The organism is Streptomyces albicerus, assembly GCF_008905045.1.
GTDB lineage: Bacteria > Actinomycetota > Actinomycetes > Streptomycetales > Streptomycetaceae > Streptomyces > Streptomyces albicerus.
In genome coordinates this window covers 23,539-46,324 of the sequence record NZ_VWMY01000068.1, presented here as the reverse complement: position 1 = coordinate 46,324, position 22,786 = coordinate 23,539, and the positions used below count along the sequence as shown (strand labels likewise).

The window sequence follows — 22,786 nt, the reverse complement described above, 5'->3', positions numbered from 1 at the left end:
CCGCGGCTCCGACGGTGTGGACACGCCGGCGGGGTCGGTGGAGCTGGTCCCACGGCGGCCCGGGTTCACGGAGATGCACGCCGGCACGACGCTGCCGGAGTACCGGGCCGAACTCGAGGAACACTTCGGCCAGTACATAGGCACCGACAACCGGCAAGACTTCCCGGACATCAGGGCGAAGGTCCTGGCCGACAACACGCACGGAACCTGGGGAGCGGGCCGCGCTGCTGTGCGTGCCGTTCGCGGGAGCGAGTCCTTCGTTCTTCCACCCGTGGCGGGAGCTGGCCGGCGACCGGTGGCGCGTGGTCCCGGTCGAACTGCCCGGCAGGGAGCGGCGGATCCTGGAGATGCCGTACCGCAATGTCGTCGAAGCGGCCAAGAACGCGGTCGACGACATTGTCGCGGACCTCGGCGCGGGGGCGCGGACGGTGCTGTTCGGGCACAGCCTGGGTGCGGTGCTCGCGTACGAGCTGGTGCACCTGCTGGGCATGCGTGACGTGCACGTCGAGCGGCTGGTCGTCAGCGGTTCGCCGGGGCCGTGGACACAGCGCGAGAGGCGCAGCGGCGGCGGGACGCGGCCACGTCGAGTGGGTTCAGCCAGGTGAAGTTCCCGGGCGCCCCCATGTACCCGGTCGATCACGTCCGGGAGGTCCTCGATGAGGCGAGGTGGAATTCGCCTGTGGTCCCCAGCGCGGTGGCGGGCGGTCACCTGTCGGTTGTGCACTGTTCTGACCAGGGACGATGTGCGGGGAACACCCGAATCTGAGGTCATGTCAGCAGTCATGTCAGAGGGGTGACAGGTGCGTGACAGGCCCGCCCGCGACTGTGGAGGCATGAGAAGTTCAGCGATTGCAGTTTCAGGGCTGCGGAAGGCATACGGGGACAAGACCGTGCTCGACGGCATCGGCTTCGATGTCGCCGCAGGATCGGTCTTCTCCCTGCTCGGCCCGAACGGGGCGGGCAAGACGACGACGGTGAATGTCCTGGCGACGTTGCTGAAGGCCGATGCCGGGACGGTGTACGTCGCCGGGCACGACGTGGCGACGGCGACCAAGCAGGTGCGCGCCGCCATAGGCGTGACCGGTCAGTTCGCCGCGGTGGACGACCTGCTCTCGGGCCGGGAGAACCTGCAGATGATGGCGGCCCTGAAGCGCGTGCGCTCCGGCGATCAGGTGGTCATGCGGCTGCTCGAGCGGTTCGACCTGGTGGAGTCGGCGGACAAGATGGCGGCGACCTACTCCGGCGGTATGCGCCGGAAGCTGGACCTGGCGATGACGCTGGTCGGCAACCCGCAGATCATCTTCCTGGACGAGCCGACGACGGGTCTCGACCCGCGCAGCAGGCGCACGATGTGGGAGATCGTCCGCGAGTTGGTTGCCGACGGCACCACCATCTTCCTCACCACCCAGTATCTGGAGGAGGCCGACCAGCTCGCCGACCAGATCGCGGTGCTGAGCGACGGCAAGCTCGTCGCGGAGGGGAGCGCCGAGGAGCTGAAGCGGCTCATCCCCGGCGGGCACGTGCGGCTACGCTTCACCGACCCGGCCACATACCGCTCCGCCGCCGCCGCGCTGCGCGACGTCACCACGGACGACGAGGCGCTGTCGGTGCAGATCCCCAGCGACGGCACCCAGCGCGAGCTGCGCTCCATCCTCGACTGGCTGGACTCGACCGGCATCGAGGCGGACGAGCTGACCGTGCACACCCCCGACCTCGACGACGTCTTCATCGCCTTGACCGAGCGCACGAGCAAGGAGGCGATCTCACAGTGAGCGCTGTCTCGATGGCACTGGCCGACTCGGCGATCATGTTGCGCCGCAACTTGAAGCACACCACACGCAACCCCGTCACGGTGTTCAACGCGATCCTGTTCCCGATCGTGATGATGCTCATGTTCGTCAAGGTGTTCGGTGGCGGGTTCGATGTCGGCGTCGACTACATCGACTACGCGACGCCGGGTCTGCTCGTGATGACCATCAGCTACGGCCTTGGGGCCACCGCGACGGCCGTGAACGACGACATGACCAAGGGCATCATCAACCGGTTCAAGACCATGGACGTCTCCCGCGGAGCCATGCTGACCGGACATGTCGTCATCACCACGGTGCGCTGTCTGGTGGCCTGCGCGGTCATCATCGGGGTGGCCTTCGCGATGGGGTTCGACCCGAACGCGAGCGCCGTCGACTGGCTCGGCGCGCTCGGTCTCATAGCTCTGGTCAGCTTCGCGGCCAGCTGGCTCACCGTCGCCATGGGCCTGGCCGCGAAGACCGCGGCGGGGGCGGGCATGGCCGCCGTGCCGCTGATCATGCTGCCGTTCCTGAGCAGCGCGTTCGTGCCCGCGGACACGATGGGGGCCGGTGTGCGGCAGTTCGTGGAGTACCAGCCCTTCACCCCGATCATCGAGACGCTGCGCGGGCTGCTGATGGGCGGCGCGTCGAGCGGCGACACGATCGCGGCCATCGCCTGGTGCGTCGGGCTCGCCGTCGTCGGGTACGTGTGGGCGGTCTCCACGTTCAAGAAGCGAGCGTGACCTCGACCAACTGAGACCAGCTCGTCCGCGTCCCCTCCCGCGCCGCCTCGACGAACCCCCCGTCGCCGAGGCGGCGCCGCGCTGTTCGCTCGATCCGGGCCACGTCCGTGTGGGAGCGGTCCGCCAGCCCGCGCACGCTGGTGCTCGCCGCGAGCAGCCGCGCGGCCTGCTCGGGCTCGTCGCGGCGCAGTGCCAGGTCCGCGACCCCGATGAGTGCCCGCGCGATCAGCGGCGCGTGTCCCGCCTCGGACGCCGCCGCGCAGGCCGCCGCGTGGTACGCCCGCGCCTCGCCGAGGTCGTCGGCGAGGTAGCCGAGCAGGTCGTGGGTCACCGCGCGGATGTTCGCCTGCTCCGCTTCGTCGCCCAGCAGGGCCGTCGCGGCGCCGAGTTGCCTGCGCGCCTCCTCGGGGCGGCCGCCCCACCGGGCGAGTTCCGCCTTCGACAGGGCCAGCACGGCCAGCGCGCCCGGCCAGGCGACCCGCTCCGCGTACCGCTGCGCCTCGGCGATGGCGGCCGCGCTGGCGTCCTCGTCGCCGCGGAGCCAGTACAACTGCGCCTGCCGCGACCGCATCTGGATGATGTCCTCGGTGGCACCCACCTCGGTGACGACCGCGATCGCCTGCTCGTAGTGCTCGCACGCGGCGGCGAACTCGCCGCGCACGGCGATCCGGTCCGCCAGCTCGATCAGGGCGAACGAGATCCCGAACCGCTCGCCGAGCGCCCGGAACTCCGCGAGCGCCCGCTCCAGGTGCGCGTCCGCGTCCCGCCCACCCTGGCCGAGCATGACCCGCATCTTGCCCAGGTGCAGCCGGGCCAGCGCACGCGCCCAGGGGTCCTCGTCGTCGAGCAGCGGTTCGAACGCGGGCAGGAACGCGGCAGGCCCCTGCAGCATGCGTCTCAGCGGGGCGATGAACCTCATCAGCGGGTGGCTGCGCCGGCTGTGCCGACTGAACCGGTACGCCTTGTGGATCCACTCCGCGACCTGGTGTTCGTCCCCCGGCCCGGAGCTCAGGAAATGCACGACCAGCGCGTACATCGTGGCCCGGACCTCGTCGGCCACCTCGCCGGGCATCCTGGTGGCCGCTGTGATCAGCTCCAGGCCCTCGGCCCTGTGCCCGCCCAGCCACCAGTACCAGCCCGCGCCCGCCGCGAGCCGCATCGCCGCCTGCGCCTCGCCCGCCGCGAGCGCTCCGCGCATCGCCGCACCGATGTTGTCGTGCTCGGCCTCCAGCGTGGCCAGCCACTTCAGTTGCTCGGCGCGGCGCAGATGCGGCTCCGCGGTCTCGGCGAGTTCGGTGAAGTGGGCGAGGTGCGCGTGGCGTGCCGGCTCCGCTTCGCCCGCCTCCGCGAGCCGCTGCCCGGCGTACTCCTTGATCGTGCCGATCATGCGGTAGCGCGGGGCGCTGTCGCCCTCGGCGCGCAGCAGCGACTTCTCGGTCAGTGAGGTGAGCAGCTCAAGGACCTGCCCCTGCTCAACCGCGTCGCCGGCGCAGACCCGTTCGGCGGCCTCCAGACTCGCCCCGCCGGAGAACACCGAGAGCCGGCGCAGGACGAACCGCTCGGCGTCGGTGAGCAGCTCCCAGCTCCAGTCGACCAGCGCGCGCAGCGTCTTGTGCCGCGGCAGCGCGGTGCGGCTTCCGCTGGTCAGCAGGCGGAACCGGTCGTCGAGCCGGTGGGCGAGCTGGTCGATGGACATGGTGCGCAACCGGGCAGCGGCCAGTTCGATCGCCAGCGGCATCCCGTCAAGGGTCCGGCAGACGCGCACCATCGTGGCCAGCGTGCGGGCGTCGGACGCGAGATCCCGGCGCACCGCCCCGGCCCGGTCCCGCAGCAACAGCACGGCGGGTGCGGATTCGATCTCGCCCGGGCCCGCGTCCCGCTCCGGCAGGGCCAGCGGCTCGGCCTGCCACAGCGCCTCCCCGGTGATGCCGAGCGGTTCCCGGCTCGTCGCCAGGATCCGCAGCCGCCGGCACTCCCCGAGCACCCGGTGGGCGAACACCGCCGCGGACTCGACCACGTGCTCGCAGTTGTCCAGGATCAGCAGCGCCTCCCGCTCGCGGATCGCGGCGATGAGCCGGTCCGCCAGCTCCACGTTCGGGGCCCCGCCGAGCAGGGCGTCCCGCAGCCCGAGCCCGGCGAGCGTCGCCTGCGCCACGTCGGCCACGTCGCCGTCCGCGCCGATGGCGGCCAGCTCCACCAGCCAGGCCCCGTCCGGCAGGTCGCCGAGCAGCGCCCGCGCGGTCTCCGTGGCCAGCCTGGTCTTGCCCGCGCCGCCCGGTCCGATCACGGTGGTGAGCCGGTGCTCGGCGATGAGTTCGCGGACCGCGGCGACATCGGCACCTTTGCCGATGAAGCTGGTCAGCTCGGCACGCAGGTTGGTCCTGCGGCTCTGCTCACGCATCCCCAGCTCACCCCGCAGCAGTGCGACGTGCAACGCGGCCAGCTCCGGCGAGGGGTCGGCGCCCAGCGCGTCAGCCAGGGTCTCCTTCGCGCGCTGGTACACAAGGAGTGCCTCGCTGTCTCGACCGGCCGTGACAAGGGCGCGCATCAGCGCGGCGACGAGCCGTTCCCGCAGCGGGTGCGCGGCCACCTGGTCGGTCAGTTCCGTGACCAGCTCCGCACCCCGCCCGAGGGTGACCTCCGCGTCGAACCGCTCCTCCATGGCGGTCAGGCGCAACCCGTCGAGCCGGACGACCGCGGCGTCAAACGCGGCGCTGTCCTGCAGGCCGATGTCCTGCATGGCCGCACCGCGCCACAGCTCAAGGGCCTCGCGCAGCAGCCGCGCCCGCTGTGCGGCGTCCTCGGTGCGGGCCTGGCCTGCGACGACGAGGCGCTCGAACCGCACGGCGTCGACGGCGTCGGGTTCGACCGTCAACCGGTAGCCGTCCGTATGCCCCTCGACCGCCCCGTACGGCAGTGCCTTCCGCAGCCGGGACACCAAGCGCTGCAGGGCATTCGTTGCGTGGGCGGGCGAGCGCTCCCCCCAGATCCAGTCGACGAGTGACGCCTTCGGGACCCCCTGGCCCGGTTGGAGCGCGAGGGCGATCAGCAGTCCGCGCAGCCGCGCGCCCGGCACATCAACCAAGCCGCCGTCGTCCGCGCGCACTTCGAATGGGCCCAGTATCGCGATCTGCACCCGCTGAGTTTGCCATGGGTGTTCGGCAGGCAACCAATTGCTGCCGCACCGCGGGACATTGCCCTGGCCATGGCGCCTGCGCAGGCACGCTGACCGGACCAGGCAGGCCGCCCGGTGCGGGTCGGGGACACACACGAGCCAATCTCCGGCCGCATTCGCTCGGGCTCGGACGGGACACGGCTGCTTTCCCACCTCAAGACCGATGACGCCGCCGCCGAACCGACCGCCGGACAGCAACACAGCGCCTGCGGGTGGTGCCAGCATGCAGACTCGCTGGTCCGCTATCAACCCCGCCCGGCCGGCGAGCGCCGACACCACCGGCACGGCATGGGCGGAAGGGGATCTCGAGACACTCGTCTGGCCGTCCCATGGATCTGTCTCGCCGGCGGGACAACGCAAAGGCCCAGTGGCCGTGATGGTGGTGACGGTCCGGGGACGGGGCCGGTCATGGCCGGGGGTACTCCCGGTCGGCGGAGGAAGGAAAACGGGCAATGGAATCGTCGCCGCAGGTCCACCAGCGAACTGGACAGGACAAGGCAGCAGAACGACAAGTCGCGCCTCCGAGCGCGCCGGTGTCACTCGTGCGGGAGATATCGGAGATGTGGGGGGAATACCTCAACGGTCGCGAGGTCGGGGCGGACGACGACTTCTTCGCGCTCGGCGGCAATTCGCTGATCGGAATCAAGATCATCGACCGGACGGCCCAGGACTACGGCGTCGAGCTGTCCGTGCGCGACTTCTACCTGGCGCAGACCCCGGCCCGGGTCGCCGAGCTGATCGAGAAGGGGAGGGCCGGGACGTGAGGTTGACGCCGGGTCCCGCACGCGACATCGACCTCGATCGCGTCGACCTGTTCGACCTGGACCTCTACACCTCGGGCGATCCGCACCCGATCTGGGACGTGATGCGGGCGAAGGCGCCCCTGCACCGCCAAGTCCTCCCCGACGGCCGGGAGTTCTGGTCGGTGACCCGCTACGAGGACGTCTGCCGCGTGCTCGGCGACCACCGGGAGTTCACCTCGGAGCGCGGCACGGTGCCCACCCACCTCGGCACGGACGACGTCGCGGCGGGCGTGCTGCTGACGTCCACCGACCCGCCGCGGCACACCGAGGTCCGCCGGCCGATCGGCGCCGAGCTCACCGCGCGGGCGGTGAAGTCCTGGGAGGACAGCATCCGGCGGTCGATCGTGCGCTTCCTCGAACCGGCGCTCGACGGCGGCACCTTCGACCTGGCCGAGCAGGCGCTGCTCCTCCCGGCGATCGTCACGGGCCCGCTCCTTGGGATCCCGGAGAAGGACTGGGAAGAACTCGTCCAGCTGACCGCGATGGTGACGGCCCCCGCGGACCCGCACTTCCAGATGGGCAGCGAAGCCGCGACCCTGGCCATCTCCCACCACGAGCTCGTCACCTACGTCACCGAGTGGGTCAAACGGCGGCGGGCGGCCGGAGGCGGGGACGACAGCCTGCTCAACCACCTCATGAGCGTCCGCCCGGGAGGCGCGCCGCTGACCGACGAGGAGATCGCCCTCGACGGCTACAGCATCCTTCTGGGCGCCAACGTGACGACACCGCACACGATCTCGGGCACGGTGCACGCGCTCATCGAGCGGCCCGAGCAGTTCGAGAAGGCGCAAGGAGACCCGTCGCTGATCCCGAACCTGGTCGAGGAAGGGCTGCGCTGGACATCGGCCGCTTGTAACTTCATGCGGTACGCGGTGAGCGACATCCAGGTCGGCGGGGGCACGATCCCCGCCCGTGGGGCGGTCGTCGCGTGGATCGGGTCGGCCAACCGGGACGCGTCCCAGTTCACCGATCCGCACGTCTTCGACATCACGCGGGACAACGCGAAACGCCAGGTCGCGTTCGGGTTCGGGCCGCACTTCTGCGTCGGGGCACCGCTGGCCCGGCTGACCCTGCGCGTCTTCTTCGAGGAACTGCTCCAGCGGTTCGGATCGATCGAGCTCGACGGCGAACCGCAGCATCTGCGGTCGTACTTCATCGCCGGGATGACCCACCTCCCCATCGTCGCCACGAAACGAAAGACGCCATGACATCCGGCTCCATAACCGCCACGTCGCCGTGGTTCGTCCGTCCGCAGTCCACCGACCACCCCGCCCGGCTCTTCTGCTTCCCCTACTCCGGGTCCGGGGCCTCGGCCTTCAGCGCCTGGCCGGCCACGATCGACGACGTCGAGGTCTGCCCGGTGCAGTTCCCCGGCCGCGAGAACCGGCTTGCCCACCCCCACTACGGCACCTACGAGAACCTCGCCGCCGGCCTGGTCGAACCCCTGGTGCCGCGGCTCGACCGGCCGTTCGCGTTCTTCGGGCACTGCGCGGGCGCGCTGCCCGCCTTCGAGACCGTGGTCAGGCTCGCCGAACTGGGCCTGCCAGGGCCGGAGTGCCTCTTCGTGTCGGGCCAGCCGGCACCGCACGACGCCGAGCGCGACCGGATGCTCACCATGACCGAGTCCGCGCTGCGCGCCGAACTGGAGTCGGTCATCCGCGGCCGGGGGATCGAGCCCCGGCCGGACATGATCGAGCTGGGCATGGTCGTACTGCTCCGTGATCTCGCCGCCGCGCGTGCCTACCGGCGGGCGGAGCCGGTCACGGTGCGCTGCCCCATCGTCGTGCTGCACTGGCGGGACGACCCCGACGTGAGGCTCGAGGAGCTCGAGGGGTGGCGTCCGTACTCGGACTCGGTCGACATCCGGGTTCTCGACGGCGGCCACCACGACTTCATGAACGCGCCGGACGACCTGCTGAAGCGGTTGACCTCCTGGCGGTGAAAGCAGCGGGCGGCTTTCGGGCACCGACACGTTCACCCAACCCGTCCCGCAAACGCTCGGTCGCAACCCCTTCTCCCTCCTGAGCCGGAGGCGTCCGATGCCCCGGAAACGGCGGCGGAAGCGAACCGGGAAGGCCGCAGGGACCACGACTTTCACGAATTGATCGACCGCGGATACGCGTAGCCACGCCTGTTCTTCTAAGTAACCGTTGGGGGAGGTCCTGGTGCAGGACGTCGACAAGTTCCGGTCCTACGCGCGACGCACCGTCGGCGATGCGCAGACGCTGCGCGAGCGGGCGCACGAGCCGGAGGAGTCCGCTCGCGAGCCCATCGCCGTCGTGGGCATGTCATGCCGTCTGCCCAAGGCCGACAACCCCTCGGCCTTCTGGGCACTGCTGCGCGACGGCGGAAACGGCATCACCGACGTGCCGGCCGACCGCTGGGACGCGCACCGGCTGCTCGCCTCCGACGTCACGGCCCCCGGCAAGGTCACCACCACGCGCGGCGGCTTCCTGAACGACATCGCCGGTTTTGACGCCGACTTCTTCGGAATCGCCCCCAATGAAGCCGCGATGATGGATCCCCAGCAGCGTCTGATGCTGGAACTCGGCTGGGAGGCGCTGGAGGACGCCGGCATCGTCCCCGCACACCTCGCGGGGACACGCACAGGTGTCTTCGTGGGCGCCATCTGGGACGACTACGCGATCCGGCTCTACAAGCACGGCACCCAGCGCATCGACCGCCACTCCGTCACCGGGCTCCACCGCAGCATCATCGCCAACCGCCTCTCCTACACGCTCGGTCTGGGCGGCCCCAGCCTCGCGGTCGACGCGGCCCAGTCCTCGTCGCTGGTGTCGGTGCACCTGGCCGCGGAGAGCCTGCGCGCCGGAGAGTGCACCCTCGCGCTCGCGGGCGGAGTCAACCTCGCGATCGTCCCCGAGAGCACCATCGGCTCGGCCAAGTTCGGCGGCCTGTCCCCGGACGGGCTGTGCAAGACCTTCGACGCCCGGGCCAACGGCTATGTCCGCGGCGAAGGCGGCGTCTACCTGGCCCTCAAGACCCTGTCCCGGGCAGTGGCGGACGGCGACCGGATCTACTGCGTCATCGAGGGCAGCGCCGTCAACAACGACGGCGCCACACCCGGCCTCACGGTACCCAGCGCTCGCGCCCAGGAAGAGGTCATCCGCCGCGCGCACGCGCGCGCCGGAACCCGCCCCGAGGACGTGCAGTACGTCGAGCTCCACGGCACCGGCACGCGCGTGGGCGACCCCATCGAGGCGGCCGCCCTCGGCGCCGCACTCGGCACCGGGCGCCCCGCCGGCGCCCCGCTGCGCGTGGGGTCCGCGAAGACCAACGTCGGCCACCTGGAGGGCGCCGCGGGCGTCGTCGGCCTGCTCAAGACGGTCCTCAGCATCTGGCACCGCGAGCTGCCGCCCAGCCTCAACTTCGAGACGCCCAACCCCGACATCGCCTTCGACGAACTGCGGCTGCGCGTCCAGCAGGACCTCACCCCTTGGCCCCGGCCCGACCGTCCCCTGATCGCCGGCACCAGCTCCTTCGGCATGGGCGGCACCAACTGCCACGTCGTGCTGCGCGAGTGGACGGCGGACGACAGCGCGGCCGTGCAGGACGGACCGGCCGTCGTGACGGACGGGACGTTGCCGTGGCTGGTGTCGGCGAAGTCGCAGGCGGCGCTGGCGGAGCAGGCGCGGCGGCTCCTTGACCACCTGGACCGGCACCCTGGGGCGGTGCCTGCTGAGGTCGGTCACGCGCTGGCGGCGAGCCGGTCGGTGTTCGAGCATCGGGCGGTGGTGATCGGTCGTGAACTGGCCGACTTCCGGGGCGCGTTGACCGCATTGGCTGCCGGTGAGCCGTCGCCGCAGGTGGTCACCGGCACGGCGGCGGCTCAGCCGGGCAGGACGGTGTTCGTCTTTCCCGGGCAGGGCTCGCAATGGGCCGGCATGGGTGTGGAGCTGATGCGCACGTCGCCGGTGTTCGCCGAGCACCTGACGGCGTGTGCGGTGGCGCTTGAGCCGTACACGGGCTGGAACCTCATTGATGTTCTGTCCCAGGTGGAGGGTGCGCCTGCCATCGAGGGCGATGCTGTCATCCAGCCTGCCCTGTGGGCGGTGATGATCTCTCTGGCCCGGCTGTGGGAGCACCTGGGCATCACGCCGGATGCGGTGGTGGGCCACTCCCAGGGCGAGATCGCCGCCGCGCATATCGCCGGTGTGCTGTCGCTGGAGGATGCCGCACGCATTGTGGCGCTGCGTTCCCAAGCTCTCGTTCGGATCGCGGGTCACAGTGGCATGGTGTCGTTGCCGCTGCCGTTGGCGGAGGCTGAGGACTTCGTTGCCCGGTGGGCGGGGCGGCTGGTGGTGGCCACGGTCAACGGGCCGTCGGCCACTGTGGTGGCGGGTGAGATCGCCGCGGTCGAGGAGTTGCTGGCGCACTGCGAGGGTGAGGGCGTCCGTGCCCGGCGTGTCCCCATCGACTACGCCTCGCACACGTCGCACGTGCATCCCCTCCGCGACCAGTTGCTGGATCTCCTGGCTCCCATCGAGGCACGACCGGCCCACGTCGCGTTCTACTCCACCGTGGCCGGTCACCTGGGCGGGCCGATGGCCGACACCACGGTGATGGACGCCGAGTACTGGTACGACAACCTGGCCACCGCCGTCCACTTCCAGGCCGCCACTGGCGCTCTGCTGGACGACGGGCACACCCTGTTCGTCGAGGTCAGCCCCCACCCGGTGCTCACCCACCCCCTGCGGGAGACCGTCGAGGACCACCCGGGCACCGGCGAGGTCGCTGTCACCGGCACTCTGCGCCGGGACGACGACACCTGGCAGCGCGTGCTGACCTCCCTCGCCACCGCCCATATCCACGCCACCCCCGTCGACTGGTCGGGCTTCTTCCCGGCCGCCATGCCCGCCCATCTCGACCTGCCCACCTACCCCTTCCAACGGCAGCGCCACTGGATCGACCTGCCGACGGGCGGCCATGCCGACGTCGACTCCGACGCGTGGGCCGATGTGCTCGCCGACCAGTTCGAGGACACCGCTCCGGCCGAGTCCGGCGCGTCGTCGCCACTCCTCGACCGCCTTCGGAAGGCGTCCCGGACCCAGCAGGAACAGATCCTCACCGACCGGATCCGTGCCGAGGTCGCGGCCATCACCGGACGGGTCACCTCGGAGACGGTGGACGGCGACCGCACGTTCAAGGACTTCGGTTTCGACTCCTTCGCCTCCGTCGAACTGCGGAACCGTCTGAGCACCCTCACGGGCCTGAAGCTCCCGACGACGCTGCTCTTCAACCACCCGACCCCCACCGCCGTCGCTCGCTATCTGCAGACCGAACTGCTGGGTTCCGAGGAGTCCGCCGGCATCGCCCCCGGTTCCCCGCTCGCCGCCGTCAGCGCGGACGAACCGATCGCGATCGTGGGCATGGCCTGCCGCTATCCAGGAGATGTCCGCGCCCCTGAGGACCTGTGGCGCCTCGTCAGCGAAGGCGTCGACGCCATCACCGACTTCCCCACCGACCGCGGCTGGGACACCGACAGGCTCCTCGACCCCGACCCGGACCGGCCCGGCACGTCGTATGTCGCCAAGGGCGGATTCCTCTCCGACGCGGCGGCGTTCGACCCCGCCTTCTTCGGGATCAGCCCGCGCGAGGCGACGGCCATGGACCCGCAGCAGCGGCTGCTCCTGGAGACCTCCTGGGAGGCGATCGAGCGGGCGGGCATCGACCCGACCGCGCTGCGCGGCAGCCAGACCGGCGTCTTCGTCGGCGCCATGACCCAGGAGTACGGCCCTCACCTGCACGACGGCGCCGCCGGGTTCGACGGGTACCTGCTGACCGGCAACACCGCGAGCGTCGCCTCGGGCCGCATCTCGTACGCCCTCGGCCTGCAGGGCCCGGCCGTGACGGTGGACACCGCCTGCTCCTCCTCGCTGGTCTCGATGCACATGGCGACCCAGGCGCTGCGCAACGCCGAGTGTGATCTCGCGCTGGCCGGCGGCGTCGCCGTCATGGCCACGCCGGGCATGTTCGTGGAGTTCAGCCGGCAGCGCGGGCTTGCGGCGGACGGGCGGTGCAAGGCGTTCGCCGAGGCGGCGGACGGCACGGCCTGGGCGGAGGGCGCGGGCCTGCTGCTGCTGGAACGCCTCTCCGACGCACGCAAGAACGGCCACCAGGTGCTGGCGGTCGTGCGCGGCTCGGCGATCAACCAGGACGGCGCCTCCAACGGTCTGACCGCTCCCAACGGGCCTTCCCAGGAGCGCGTGATACGCCAGGCCCTGGCCGGCGCCGGCCTGTCGGCGCAGGAGGTCGACGTGGTCGAGGCGCACGGCACGGGCACGCCACTGGGCGATCCGATCGAGGCGCAGGCGCTGCTTGCCACCTACGGTCAGGACCGGCCGGAGGACCGGCCGTTGTGGCTGGGTTCGCTGAAGTCCAACATCGGCCACTCCCAGGCCGCGGCGGGCGTGGGCGGCGTCATCAAGATGGTCATGGCCATGCGCCACGGCCTGCTGCCGAAGACGCTGCACGTGGACCGGCCGTCCTCGCACGTGGACTGGGCCGGGGGAGCGATGGAACTCCTCACCGAGAACCGGGCTTGGCCGGAGGGCGACCACCCGCGGCGCGCCAGTGTTTCGTCGTTCGGCATCAGCGGCACCAATGCCCACCTCATCGTGGAGCAGGCCCCGGAAGGCGAGGACGCCGCCGATGGGGGTGTGCCGGAGCCGGTGGTGGTGACGGACGGGACGTTGCCGTGGCTGGTGTCGGCGAAGTCGCAGGCGGCGCTGGCGGAGCAGGCGCGAGGGCTGCTGGACCACCTCGACCGTCACCCCGAGGTGACGCCCGCTGAGGTCGGTCATGCGCTGGCGGCGAGCCGGTCGGTGTTCGAGCATCGGGCGGTGGTGATCGGTCGTGAACTGGCCGACTTCCGGGGTGCGTTGGCCGCGTTGGCTGCCGGTGAGCCGTCCGCCCGGGTGGCGACCGGTACGGCGGCGGGCCAGCCGGGCGGGACGGTGTTCGTGTTCCCCGGGCAGGGCTCGCAGTGGGTGGGTATGGGTGTGGAGCTCATGGCCACCAGCCCTGTCTTCGCCGAGCACCTGACGGCGTGTGCGGCGGCGCTTGAGCCGTTCACCGGCTGGAGCCTCATTGACGTCCTCAACCAGGCCGAGGGTGCCCCCGCTCTTGAGGGCGATGCTGTCGTCCAGCCCGCTCTGTGGGCGGTGATGGTCTCTTTGGCCCGGCTGTGGGAGCACCTGGGCATCACCCCGGATGCGGTGGTGGGCCATTCCCAGGGTGAGATCGCCGCGGCCCACATCGCGGGCATTCTCACCCTCGATGACGCGGCTCGTATTGTGGCGTTGCGTTCCCAGGCTCTCGTCCGGATCGCGGGTCGCAGCGGCATGGTTTCTCTGCCGCTGCCCTTGGCGGATGCGGAGGGTCTCATCGGCCGGTGGGCGGGGCGGCTGGTCGTGGCCACGGTCAACGGGCCGTCGGCCACTGTGGTCGCGGGTGAGATCGCCGCGGTCGAGGAGTTGCTGGCGCACTGCGAGGGCGAGGGCATGCGTGCCCGGCGTGTCCCCATCGACTACGCCTCGCACACATCCCATGTGCATCCGCTGCGTGACGAGTTGCTGGATGTCCTGGCTTCTGTCGAGGCACATCCGGCCACTGTTGCGTTCTACTCCACGGTGGCCGGTCATCTGGGCGGGCCGATGGCCGATACCACGGTGATGGACGCCGAGTACTGGTACGACAACCTGGCCACGGCCGTGCACTTCCAGGCTGCCACCGGTGCGCTGCTGGACGACGGGCACACCCTGTTCATCGAGGCCAGCCCCCACCCCATCCTCACCCACCCGCTGCAGGAGACGGTCGAGGACCACGCGGGCACCGGCGAAGTCGCCGTCACCGGCACCCTGCGCCGGGACGACGACACCTGGCAGCGCGTGCTGACCTCCCTCGCCACCGCCCACACCCACCCCCACACCCCCGTCGACTGGGCGGGCTTCTTCCCCACCACCCGGCCCGCCCACCTCGACCTGCCCACCTACCCCTTCCAACGGCAGCGTTACTGGCTGGAGAGGCCCGGGAGCGCGGGGGGCGCGGCCGCAGCCGGGCAGGCGGCGGTCGAACACCCGCTGCTCGGCGCGGCGGTGGAACTGGCGGGGACCGATGCCACCGTGCTGACCGGCCGGTTGTCGTTGCAGACGCATGGCTGGCTGGTCGACCACGCGATCTCCGGCACCGTTCTGCTGCCCGGCACGGCCTTCGTCGAGATGGCGCTCCGCGCGGGTGACGAGGTGGACAGCGACCACCTCGAGGAACTCACCTTGCAGGCACCGCTCGTCCTGCCCGCGACCGGCGGCGTCCAGCTGCGGGTGGAAGTGGGTGAGATCGACGACGCCGGACGGCGTTCCGTGGACATTCACTCCCGGCCCGACGGCGAGGGGACAGGTGTGCCCTGGACCTGCCATGCCACGGGCGTGCTCGCCCCCGGCGGGCCGGCGCCGTCCTCGTGGGATCCCCGGGTGTGGCCGCCGACCGGGGCGGTGTCGGTGGACACCGATGAGCTGTACCCGTCACTGGCCGCCTTCGGCTATCAGTACGGCCCCGCGTTCCAGGGGGCGCGGACGGTGTGGAAGCGGGGCGACGAGGTGTACGCCGAGGTGGCGCTGCCGCAGGAGCGGCGCACCGAGGCGGCCGCCTTCGGCATCCATCCCGCGCTGCTGGACGCGGCCCTGCACGCCGGGCTCATCCCGGATGCGGGGGCCGGGCGGGAACCGGCGTCGCTGAGGCTGCCGTTCGTGTGGTCCGACGTGCGGCTGCACGCGACCGACGCCACGAACGTGCGGGTGCGGCTGGCCCCGGCGGGCCGCGACGCCCTCGTGGTGGAGGTCGCCGACACCGAGGGCGCGCTGGTCGCGTCGGTCGGATCGCTGGCGATGCGACCCGTTGACTCCGAGCAGCTGGGCGGGGCGCGGGACGGGCACCACGACGCGTTGTTCCGCATGGAATGGGTGAGCCGGGCGGCACAGGTGGCCGACGGGACCCCGGTCGGCCCGTGGGCGCTGGTGGGCGACGACGGACTCGGGCTCGGCACCGTTCTGGACGCCGCACAGGTGCGGCGGTACGCGGACCTGTCCGTGCTCAGCGGCGAGTTCGCAGGACTCGCCACCACCGCCTCCGGAGACACCGCCTCCCGGCCCGGACTCGTCCTGGCCTGCCACCTGCCCGGCAAAAGCGCCGCCTCCGCCGAAGACGCCGCCTCCGGCGGTCCCGCCGCCGTTCGCACCGAGCTGCTCAAGGCGCTGTCCCTGGTGCAGTCGTGGCTTGCCGACGAGCGGTTCACCGACACACGGCTGGCGGTGGTCACCCGTGGTGCGGTGGCGGCCGGCGACACGGAGCAGCCGGAGCTCGCCTCCGCGCCGGTGTGGGGCCTGCTGCGCACCGCGCAGACGGAGAACCCGGACCGTTTCGTCCTCGTCGACGTCGATGAGGACGCGCGTTCCCTCCGCGCCCTGCCCGCCGCGCTCGCCTGCGGTGAGCCACAGTTCGCGGTGCGCGGGGGAGAGGTCCTGGTGCCGCGACTCGTCCGGGCCGCGGCCGATGGCGCACCGACACCCCCGCAGGAGCAGGCGGTGGGGCAGCCGGACGTGACCATGGCGCCGGTGTGGGATCCGGAGGGCACGGTGCTGATCACCGGCGGCACCGGCACGCTGGGCGGGCTCCTCGCCCGGCACCTGGTGACCGCGCACGGGGTGCGGCGACTGCTGCTGGTCAGCCGCCGCGGGCCCGGGGCCGAGGGCGCCGGCGAGTTGGTGGAGCGGCTGTCCGAGCTCGGGGCGACGGCCACGGCGGTAGCGTGCGACGTCTCCGACCCCGAGGCGCTGTCCGGCCTGCTGGAGGGGATACCGGACGAGCACCCGCTGACCGCGGTCGTGCACACGGCGGGCGTGCTGGACGACGGCCTGGTCTCCGCGTTGACGCCCGAGCGGCTGGACGCGGTGCTGCGGCCCAAGGCGGACGCGGCATGGCACCTTCACCGGCTCACCCGGGACCGGGATGTGGCGGCGTTCGTCCTGTTCTCCTCGGTGATGGGCGCGCTCGGCGGCGCGGGGCAGGGCAACTACGCGGCGGCGAATGTCTACCTCGATGCGCTGGCCGTGCACCGCCGGTCCCAGGGACTTGCCGCGACGTCGCTGGCCTGGGGCCTGTGGGACGAGCGCAGCGAGCTGACGGGGGATCTGCACCAGGCGGACCTGGCCCGAATGGCCCGGGTCGGCATGGCACCCCTGCCGTCGGAGGAGGGGCTCGCCCTGTTCGACACGGCCCTCGCTCTCAACGAGGCGACGCTCGTTCCCGCACGCCTGGACACCGCGCGACTGGCCCAGGACGGGCCCGGGGCGCTGCCCGCGGTGCTCGGCGCCCTGGTGCGTCCCCGTGCCGTCCGCCGCACCGCCGCGGCCGGTTCGGCGGGCGGCACCGCGGGCGGGGAGCGGTTCGCCGGGATGCCCGCGGCCGATGCGGAGCGCGAGCTCTTGGAGGCGGTGCGCGCCCACACCGCGACCGTGCTGGGGCACGCGACACCGGAGGCGGTCCGGCCGGACAGCAGGTTCAAGGACATCGGATTCGACTCGCTGTCGTCGGTGGAGCTGCGCAACCGCTTGAGCGCGGCCTTCGGCCTGCGCCTGTCGCCGACGGCGGTCTTCGACTACCCGACGCCGACCGCGATGAGCCGGCACCTGCGCGGCGAACTGCTCGGTGAGACGGCGCCCGCCGCCGCACCCGTGGTCACGGCCGCCGCGCTGGACGAGCCCGTGGCCATCGTGGGCATGGGATGCCGGCTTCCCGGCGGCGTCGGATCCCCCGATGAGCTGTGGGACATGGTCGCATCCGGCAGCCACGGGATCTCGGGGCTGCCGACGGACCGCGGCTGGGACGTCGACGGGCTGTACGACCCCGATCCCGAGCAGCGGGGCAAGTCCTACGTCCGCGAGGGCGGCTTCCTCTACGGCGCGGGCCAGTTCGACGCCGGCTTCTTCGGTATCGCGCCGCGCGAGGCGCTGGCCATGGATCCGCAGCAGCGGCTGCTCCTGGAGACTACCTGGGAGGCGTTCGAGCGGGCGGGCATCCGCCCGGAGTCGGTGCACGGCAGCCGGACGGGCGTGTTCATCGGCGCCATGCCCCAGGAGTACGGCCCTCACCTGCACGATGCCACCGAGGGGCTGGACGGCCTGCTGCTGACCGGCAACACGACCAGCGTGCTCTCCGGCCGCCTTTCCTACTTCCTCGGTCTTCAGGGCCCGGCGCTCACCATCGACACGGCGTGCTCGTCGTCCCTGGTGGCGCTGCACCAGGCGGCGCACGCGCTGCGCCAGGGGGAGTGCACCCTCGCGGTGGCCGGCGGTGTGGCGGTGATGGCCACCCCAGGTGTGCTCACCGAGTTCAGCAGGCAGCGCGGGCTGGCGCCCGACGGCCGGATCAAGTCGTTCGCGGCCTCTGCCGACGGCACGGGCTGGAGTGAGGGCGTCGGAGTCCTCCTCCTGGAGCGGCTCTCCGACGCACGGAAGAACGGCCACCAGGTGCTGGCGGTCATCCGCGGCTCCGCCATCAATCAGGACGGCGCGAGCAACGGCCTGACCGCCCCCAACGGGCCTTCGCAGGAGCGCGTCATCCGCCAGGCCCTGGCCAATGCCCGCCTCACGCCGGACGAGGTCGACGTGGTCGAGGCGCACGGCACGGGCACCAGGCTGGGCGACCCGATCGAGGCGCAGGCGCTGATCGCCACCTACGGTCAGGACCGGCCGGAGGACCGGCCGCTGTGGCTGGGTTCGCTGAAGTCCAACATCGGTCACAGCATGGCGGCCGCCGGCGTCTCCGGTGTGATCAAGATGGTGATGGCTTTGCGGCACGGGGTGTTGCCCCGCACGCTGAACGTGGACGAGCCGACCCCGCATGTCGACTGGACCGCGGGTGCGGTGGAGCTGTTGACCGAGGAGCGGTCCTGGCCGGAAACGGGACGTCCGCGCCGCGCGGCGGTCTCCTCCTTCGGCATCAGCGGCACCAATGCCCACCTCATCGTCGAGCAGGTCCCGGAGGACGAAGGCGTCACCGATGAGGGTGCGCCGGAGCCGGTGGCGGTGACGGACGGGACGTTGCCGTGGCTGGTGTCGGCGAAGTCGCAGGCGGCGCTGGCGGAGCAGGCGCAGCGGCTGCTGGACCACCTCGACCGTCACCCCGAGGTGACGCCCGCCGAGGTCGGTCATGCGCTGGTGGCGAGCCGGTCGGTGTTCGAGCACTGGGCGGTGGTGATCGGCCGTGAACCGGCCGACTACCGGGGGGCCTTGGCCGCGCTGGCTGCCGGTGAGCCCTCAGCCCGGGTGGTCACCGGCACGGCAGCGGCCCAGCCGGGCAAGACGGTCTTCGTGTTCCCCGGTCAGGGCTCGCAGTGGGCCGGCATGGGTGTGGGGCTGATGCGCAGCTCGCCGCTGTTCGCCGAGCACCTCACCGCCTGCGCGGCAGCACTGGAGCCGCACACCGGCTGGAACCTCATCGACGTCCTCGACCAGGAAGAGGGCGCCCCCGCTCTCGACCGCGTCGACGTCATCCAGCCCGCGCTGTGGGCGATGATGATCTCCCTGGCCCGGCTGTGGGAGCACCTGGGGATCACCCCGGACGCGGTAGTGGGCCACTCCCAGGGCGAGATCGCCGCCGCGCACATCGCCGGTGTGCTGTCGCTGGAGGACTCCGCTCGCATCGTGGCGTTGCGCTCCCAGGCCATCACCCACATTGCGGGCCACGGCGGGATGGTCTCCCTGCCTGTTGCCGTGGCGGACGCCGAGGAACTCATCGCCCGGTGGGAGGGGCGGGTGGTCGTCGCCACGGTCAACGGGCCGTCGGCCACCGTGGTCGCCGGTGACGCCGACGCGCTGGCGGAGGTCGTCACCCACTGCGAGGGCGCGGGCATCCGGGCCCGGAAGATCCCGGTGGACTACGCCTCCCACTCCCCGCACGTCGAGGCGCTCCACGACGAACTGCTGGAGCTGCTGGCTCCGGTGCGCCCGCGGGAGCCGGAGGTGGCGTTCTACTCGACCGTGGGCGACCACGCCAAGGGCGCGATGAGCGACACGACGGCGATGGGCGCGGCGTACTGGTACGAGAACCTGCGGACCACCGTGGCCTTCGAGACGACCACCCGCGCCCTGCTGGACGACGGGCACACCCTGTTCGTCGAGGTCAGCCCGCACCCGGTGCTCACCCACCCGCTGCAGGAGACGGTCGAGGACCATGCGGGCACCGGCGAGGTCGCCGTCACCGGCACCCTGCGTCGGGGCGACGACACCTGGCAGCGCGTGCTGACCTCCCTCGCCACCGCCCACACCCACACCCCCGCCGACTGGGCGGGCTTCTTCCCCACCACCCGGCCCACACACCGCGACCTGCCCACCTACCCCTTCCAGCATGAGCACTACTGGATCCAGCAAGCCACCGCTGCCACCGATCCCCACACCCTCGGCCTGCACGCCGTCGACCACGGCCTGCTCGGTGCCGCCGTCGCCCTCGCGGACGGCGACGGACACGTATTCACCGGGCACCTGTCGCTGCGCAGCCATCCCTGGCTGGCCGACCACGCCGTCCACGACACGTCCCTCCTGCCCGGCACCGCGTTCATCGAACTGGCCCTCCACGCCGGTCAGGCCACCGACACCCCCCACCTGGAAGACCTCACCCTCGAAGCCCCCCTCACCCTTCCGGCCACCGGCGGTCTCCACCTGCAGGTGCACGTGGAGGCACCCGACAGCGAAGGTCGCCGGGCCCTCACCATCCACTCCCGACCCGAGGACGCCACCCCCGACCGGTCCTGGACCCGCCACGCCACCGGCACCCTCACCCCCCAGTCGTCCGCCACGCCGGACCCGGCCGAGTGGGCGGGGCTGGCGGCCTGGCCGCCAGCCGGCGCCACTCCCGTGCCCGCCGACACCCTCTATGACCACCTCGCCGACCGCGGCTACCGCTACGGCGCCACCTTCCAGGGCCTGACCGCCGTCTGGCGCCAGGGCGACACCCTCTACGCCGAGGTCGCCCTCCCCACCGACGACACCGCCGCCGCCGAGCACTACGGCATCCACCCCGCGCTCTTCGACGCCGCGCTCCACCCGATCGTGGGCACTGGTCCCGAGCAGGGCTCGGACCAGGTGCTGCTGCCGTTCGCCTGGTCGAACGTCCAGCTTCACGCCGTGGGTGCCCGGGCCCTGCGCGTCCAGATCAGCCCTGCTGACGCGGGAACGCTGCGCGTCAGGCTCGCCGATCCCACCGGGCAGCCGGTCGCCGAAGTGGCGTCGCTGGCCATCCGGCCGATCACCACCGAGCAGTTGGCGAAGTCCGTTGCGGCGGGAGGCGACGACCATCTGTTCCGCCTGGCCTGGACCCCCGCGCCCGTCGCGGAGGCACTCAAGGCCGGCCGGGTGGCGTTCCTGGGCGCCGCCGTTCCCGAGGCACTGGTCACATCGCTCCCCGACGATGTCGCGGTCGACAGTCATACGGAGCTGGCGCCGCTGCTGGCGGACGACGCTCTCCTCCCGGACCTGGTCATCGCCACCGGCCTGCTGGGGCGTTCCAGCTCGGGCGGGGACGTCCTCGGCTCCGCGCGTGAGGCCGTTCAGTACGCCTTGGACCTGGTCCAGTCGTGGTTGGCCGAGGAGCGGCTGGCCGACAGCCGGCTGGTGTTCGTCACCAGGCGAGCGGTCGCGGTGCATACCGACACCGAGTCGCCCAGCCCAGCGGACGCCGCTGTCTGGGGCCTGATCCGTACGGCTGAGGCCGAGAACCCGGGCCGCTTCACCGTGATCGATCTGGCGGACGAGAACGCCGTCTCCGCCGAGTCGTTCCGTGCGGCGTTGGGAAGCGGCGAGCCACAGGTGGCCCTGCGTGACGGAGATCAGCAGCTGTACGTCCCCCGGCTCGTGCGGGAGATCCCGCCGGCCGCGGACGCCGATGCCGTGCCGGAGTCCGCCGTGGGCGGCACGGTCCTGATTACCGGCGGCACGGGCACCCTCGGCACGCTGTTCGCCCGCCGGTACGCGACGGCCGGGCAGGCTGGTCATCTGCTGCTGACCAGCCGGCGTGGCCTGGACGCTCCGGGCGCGCCCGAACTCGCCGCCGAACTGACCGAGCTGGGCGTGAAGGTCACCGTCGTCGCCTGCGACACCGCCGACCGCGACGCCCTCGCCGCGCTCCTCGCGGACATTCCCGACGAATACCCCCTGACCGCCGTCGTGCACACCGCCGGTGTCCTCGACGACGGCACCATCGCCTCCCTGACGGCAGAGCGCATCGAGCGCGTGTTCCGCCCCAAGGTCGACACCGCCTGGCACCTGCACGAGCTCACCCGGGAGACCGACCTGACCGAGTTCGTACTCTTCTCCTCCGCGGCGGGTGTTCTGGGCACTTCGGGCCAAGGCAACTACGCCGCGGCGAACGTCTTCCTCGACGCGCTGGCCGAGCACCGTCGCGCGGACGGGCTGCCGGCCACCTCCCTGGCCTGGGGACTGTGGTCCGACAGCAGCGGCATGACCGGCCACCTGGACGACGTGGACCTGACCCGGATGGCTCGCCTCGGGATCAAGCCCATCACGGCCAAGGAAGGGATGGCGCTGTTCGAGGCCGCCCGTGCCACGGGCGCCGCCTGCCTGGTCCCGGCCAAGATCGCCCCCGCCCTGCTCCGTCCCCACCTGGAGACCGGCACTCTTCCCGCCGTTCTCCAGGGCCTGGTGCGCGCTCCCGTCCGCAAGGCCACCGCGGCCACCGCGACCGGCGCCGCCACCCTCCGCGATCGCCTGGCCCGCCTGTCCCCCGAGGAGGCCGAGGACACCCTCGCCAACCTCGTCCGCACCAACGTCGCGCTCGTCCTGGGCCACACCACGCCCGACACCATCAACCTCGACAAGGCGTTCAAGGACCTCGGTTTCGACTCGCTGACCGCGGTCGAGCTACGCAACCGTCTGGCGTCCGCGACCGGACTGCGGCTGGCGCCCACCCTCGTCTTCAGCTACCCGACCCCACGCGAACTGGGCTGGCACATATTCGAGTTGATGGGTCCGGCGCCGGACGCGAGCCCGGACGAGGAGGCGGAGATCCGGGAAGTGCTGCGGACCGTCTCGATCGACAGCCTGCGGAGCGCGGGCGTCCTGGAGCTGGTTCTGGCGTGCGCCGACCCGTCTCAGGCGAACGCCGACGCGGACACCGGCGGCGACGAGCTGGCGGACTTGGATCTGGACGCACTCGTCGACCTTGTTCTGGATGAGAAGGGTAAGTGAC

8 protein-coding genes are annotated in these 22,786 nt (G+C 71.8%); 7 read left to right on the top strand and 1 reads right to left on the bottom strand.

What is annotated here, in order from left to right; genetic code table 11:
• Positions 1-233 precede the first annotated feature (233 nt).
• The 3 genes from GAS53_RS43335 (at position 234) to GAS53_RS43325 (ending at position 2,530) form a co-directional block, all read left to right on the top strand.
• The gene (locus tag GAS53_RS43335; RefSeq protein WP_225859444.1) at positions 234-605 is read left to right on the top strand and encodes a thioesterase II family protein; all 372 of its coding nucleotides are present in this window, start codon (positions 234-236) and stop codon (positions 603-605) included.
• A gap of 228 nt (positions 606-833) precedes the next feature.
• Complete coding sequence (locus GAS53_RS43330; RefSeq protein ID WP_151483284.1) at positions 834-1,772, top strand: ATP-binding cassette domain-containing protein; 939 nt, start codon at positions 834-836, stop codon at positions 1,770-1,772.
• Positions 1,769-2,530: an ABC transporter permease gene (locus GAS53_RS43325; RefSeq protein WP_151483283.1), complete on the top strand. Its 762-nt coding sequence runs from the start codon at positions 1,769-1,771 to the stop codon at positions 2,528-2,530. The genes GAS53_RS43330 and GAS53_RS43325 overlap by 4 nt, the downstream gene beginning before the upstream one ends.
• Here GAS53_RS43325 and GAS53_RS43320 read toward each other — a convergent pair.
• On the bottom strand, positions 2,514-5,666 hold the full coding sequence (locus GAS53_RS43320; protein ID WP_151483282.1) for a BTAD domain-containing putative transcriptional regulator: 3,153 nt from the start codon (positions 5,664-5,666) through the stop codon (positions 2,514-2,516). The two genes, GAS53_RS43325 and GAS53_RS43320, sit on opposite strands and share 17 nt — an antisense overlap.
• A gap of 581 nt (positions 5,667-6,247) precedes the next feature.
• On the opposite strand from GAS53_RS43320, the gene GAS53_RS43315 reads away from it, so the two are divergent.
• The 4 genes from GAS53_RS43315 (at position 6,248) to GAS53_RS57820 (ending at position 22,785) form a co-directional block, all read left to right on the top strand.
• Positions 6,248-6,469, top strand: a complete 222-nt coding sequence (locus GAS53_RS43315) for a phosphopantetheine-binding protein (protein ID WP_225859443.1) — start codon at positions 6,248-6,250, stop codon at positions 6,467-6,469.
• Positions 6,466-7,716: a cytochrome P450 gene (locus tag GAS53_RS43310; RefSeq protein WP_151483280.1), complete on the top strand. Its 1,251-nt coding sequence runs from the start codon at positions 6,466-6,468 to the stop codon at positions 7,714-7,716. Before GAS53_RS43315 ends, GAS53_RS43310 begins: the two co-directional genes overlap by 4 nt.
• Entirely contained in the window at positions 7,713-8,450 is a 738-nt protein-coding gene (locus GAS53_RS43305; protein ID WP_151483279.1) for a thioesterase II family protein, read from the top strand. Before GAS53_RS43310 ends, GAS53_RS43305 begins: the two co-directional genes overlap by 4 nt.
• A 283-nt stretch (positions 8,451-8,733) precedes the next feature.
• The gene (locus GAS53_RS57820) at positions 8,734-22,785 is read left to right on the top strand and encodes a type I polyketide synthase (RefSeq protein ID WP_450165081.1); all 14,052 of its coding nucleotides are present in this window, start codon (positions 8,734-8,736) and stop codon (positions 22,783-22,785) included.
• The last annotated feature ends 1 nt before the right edge of the window (position 22,786 follow it).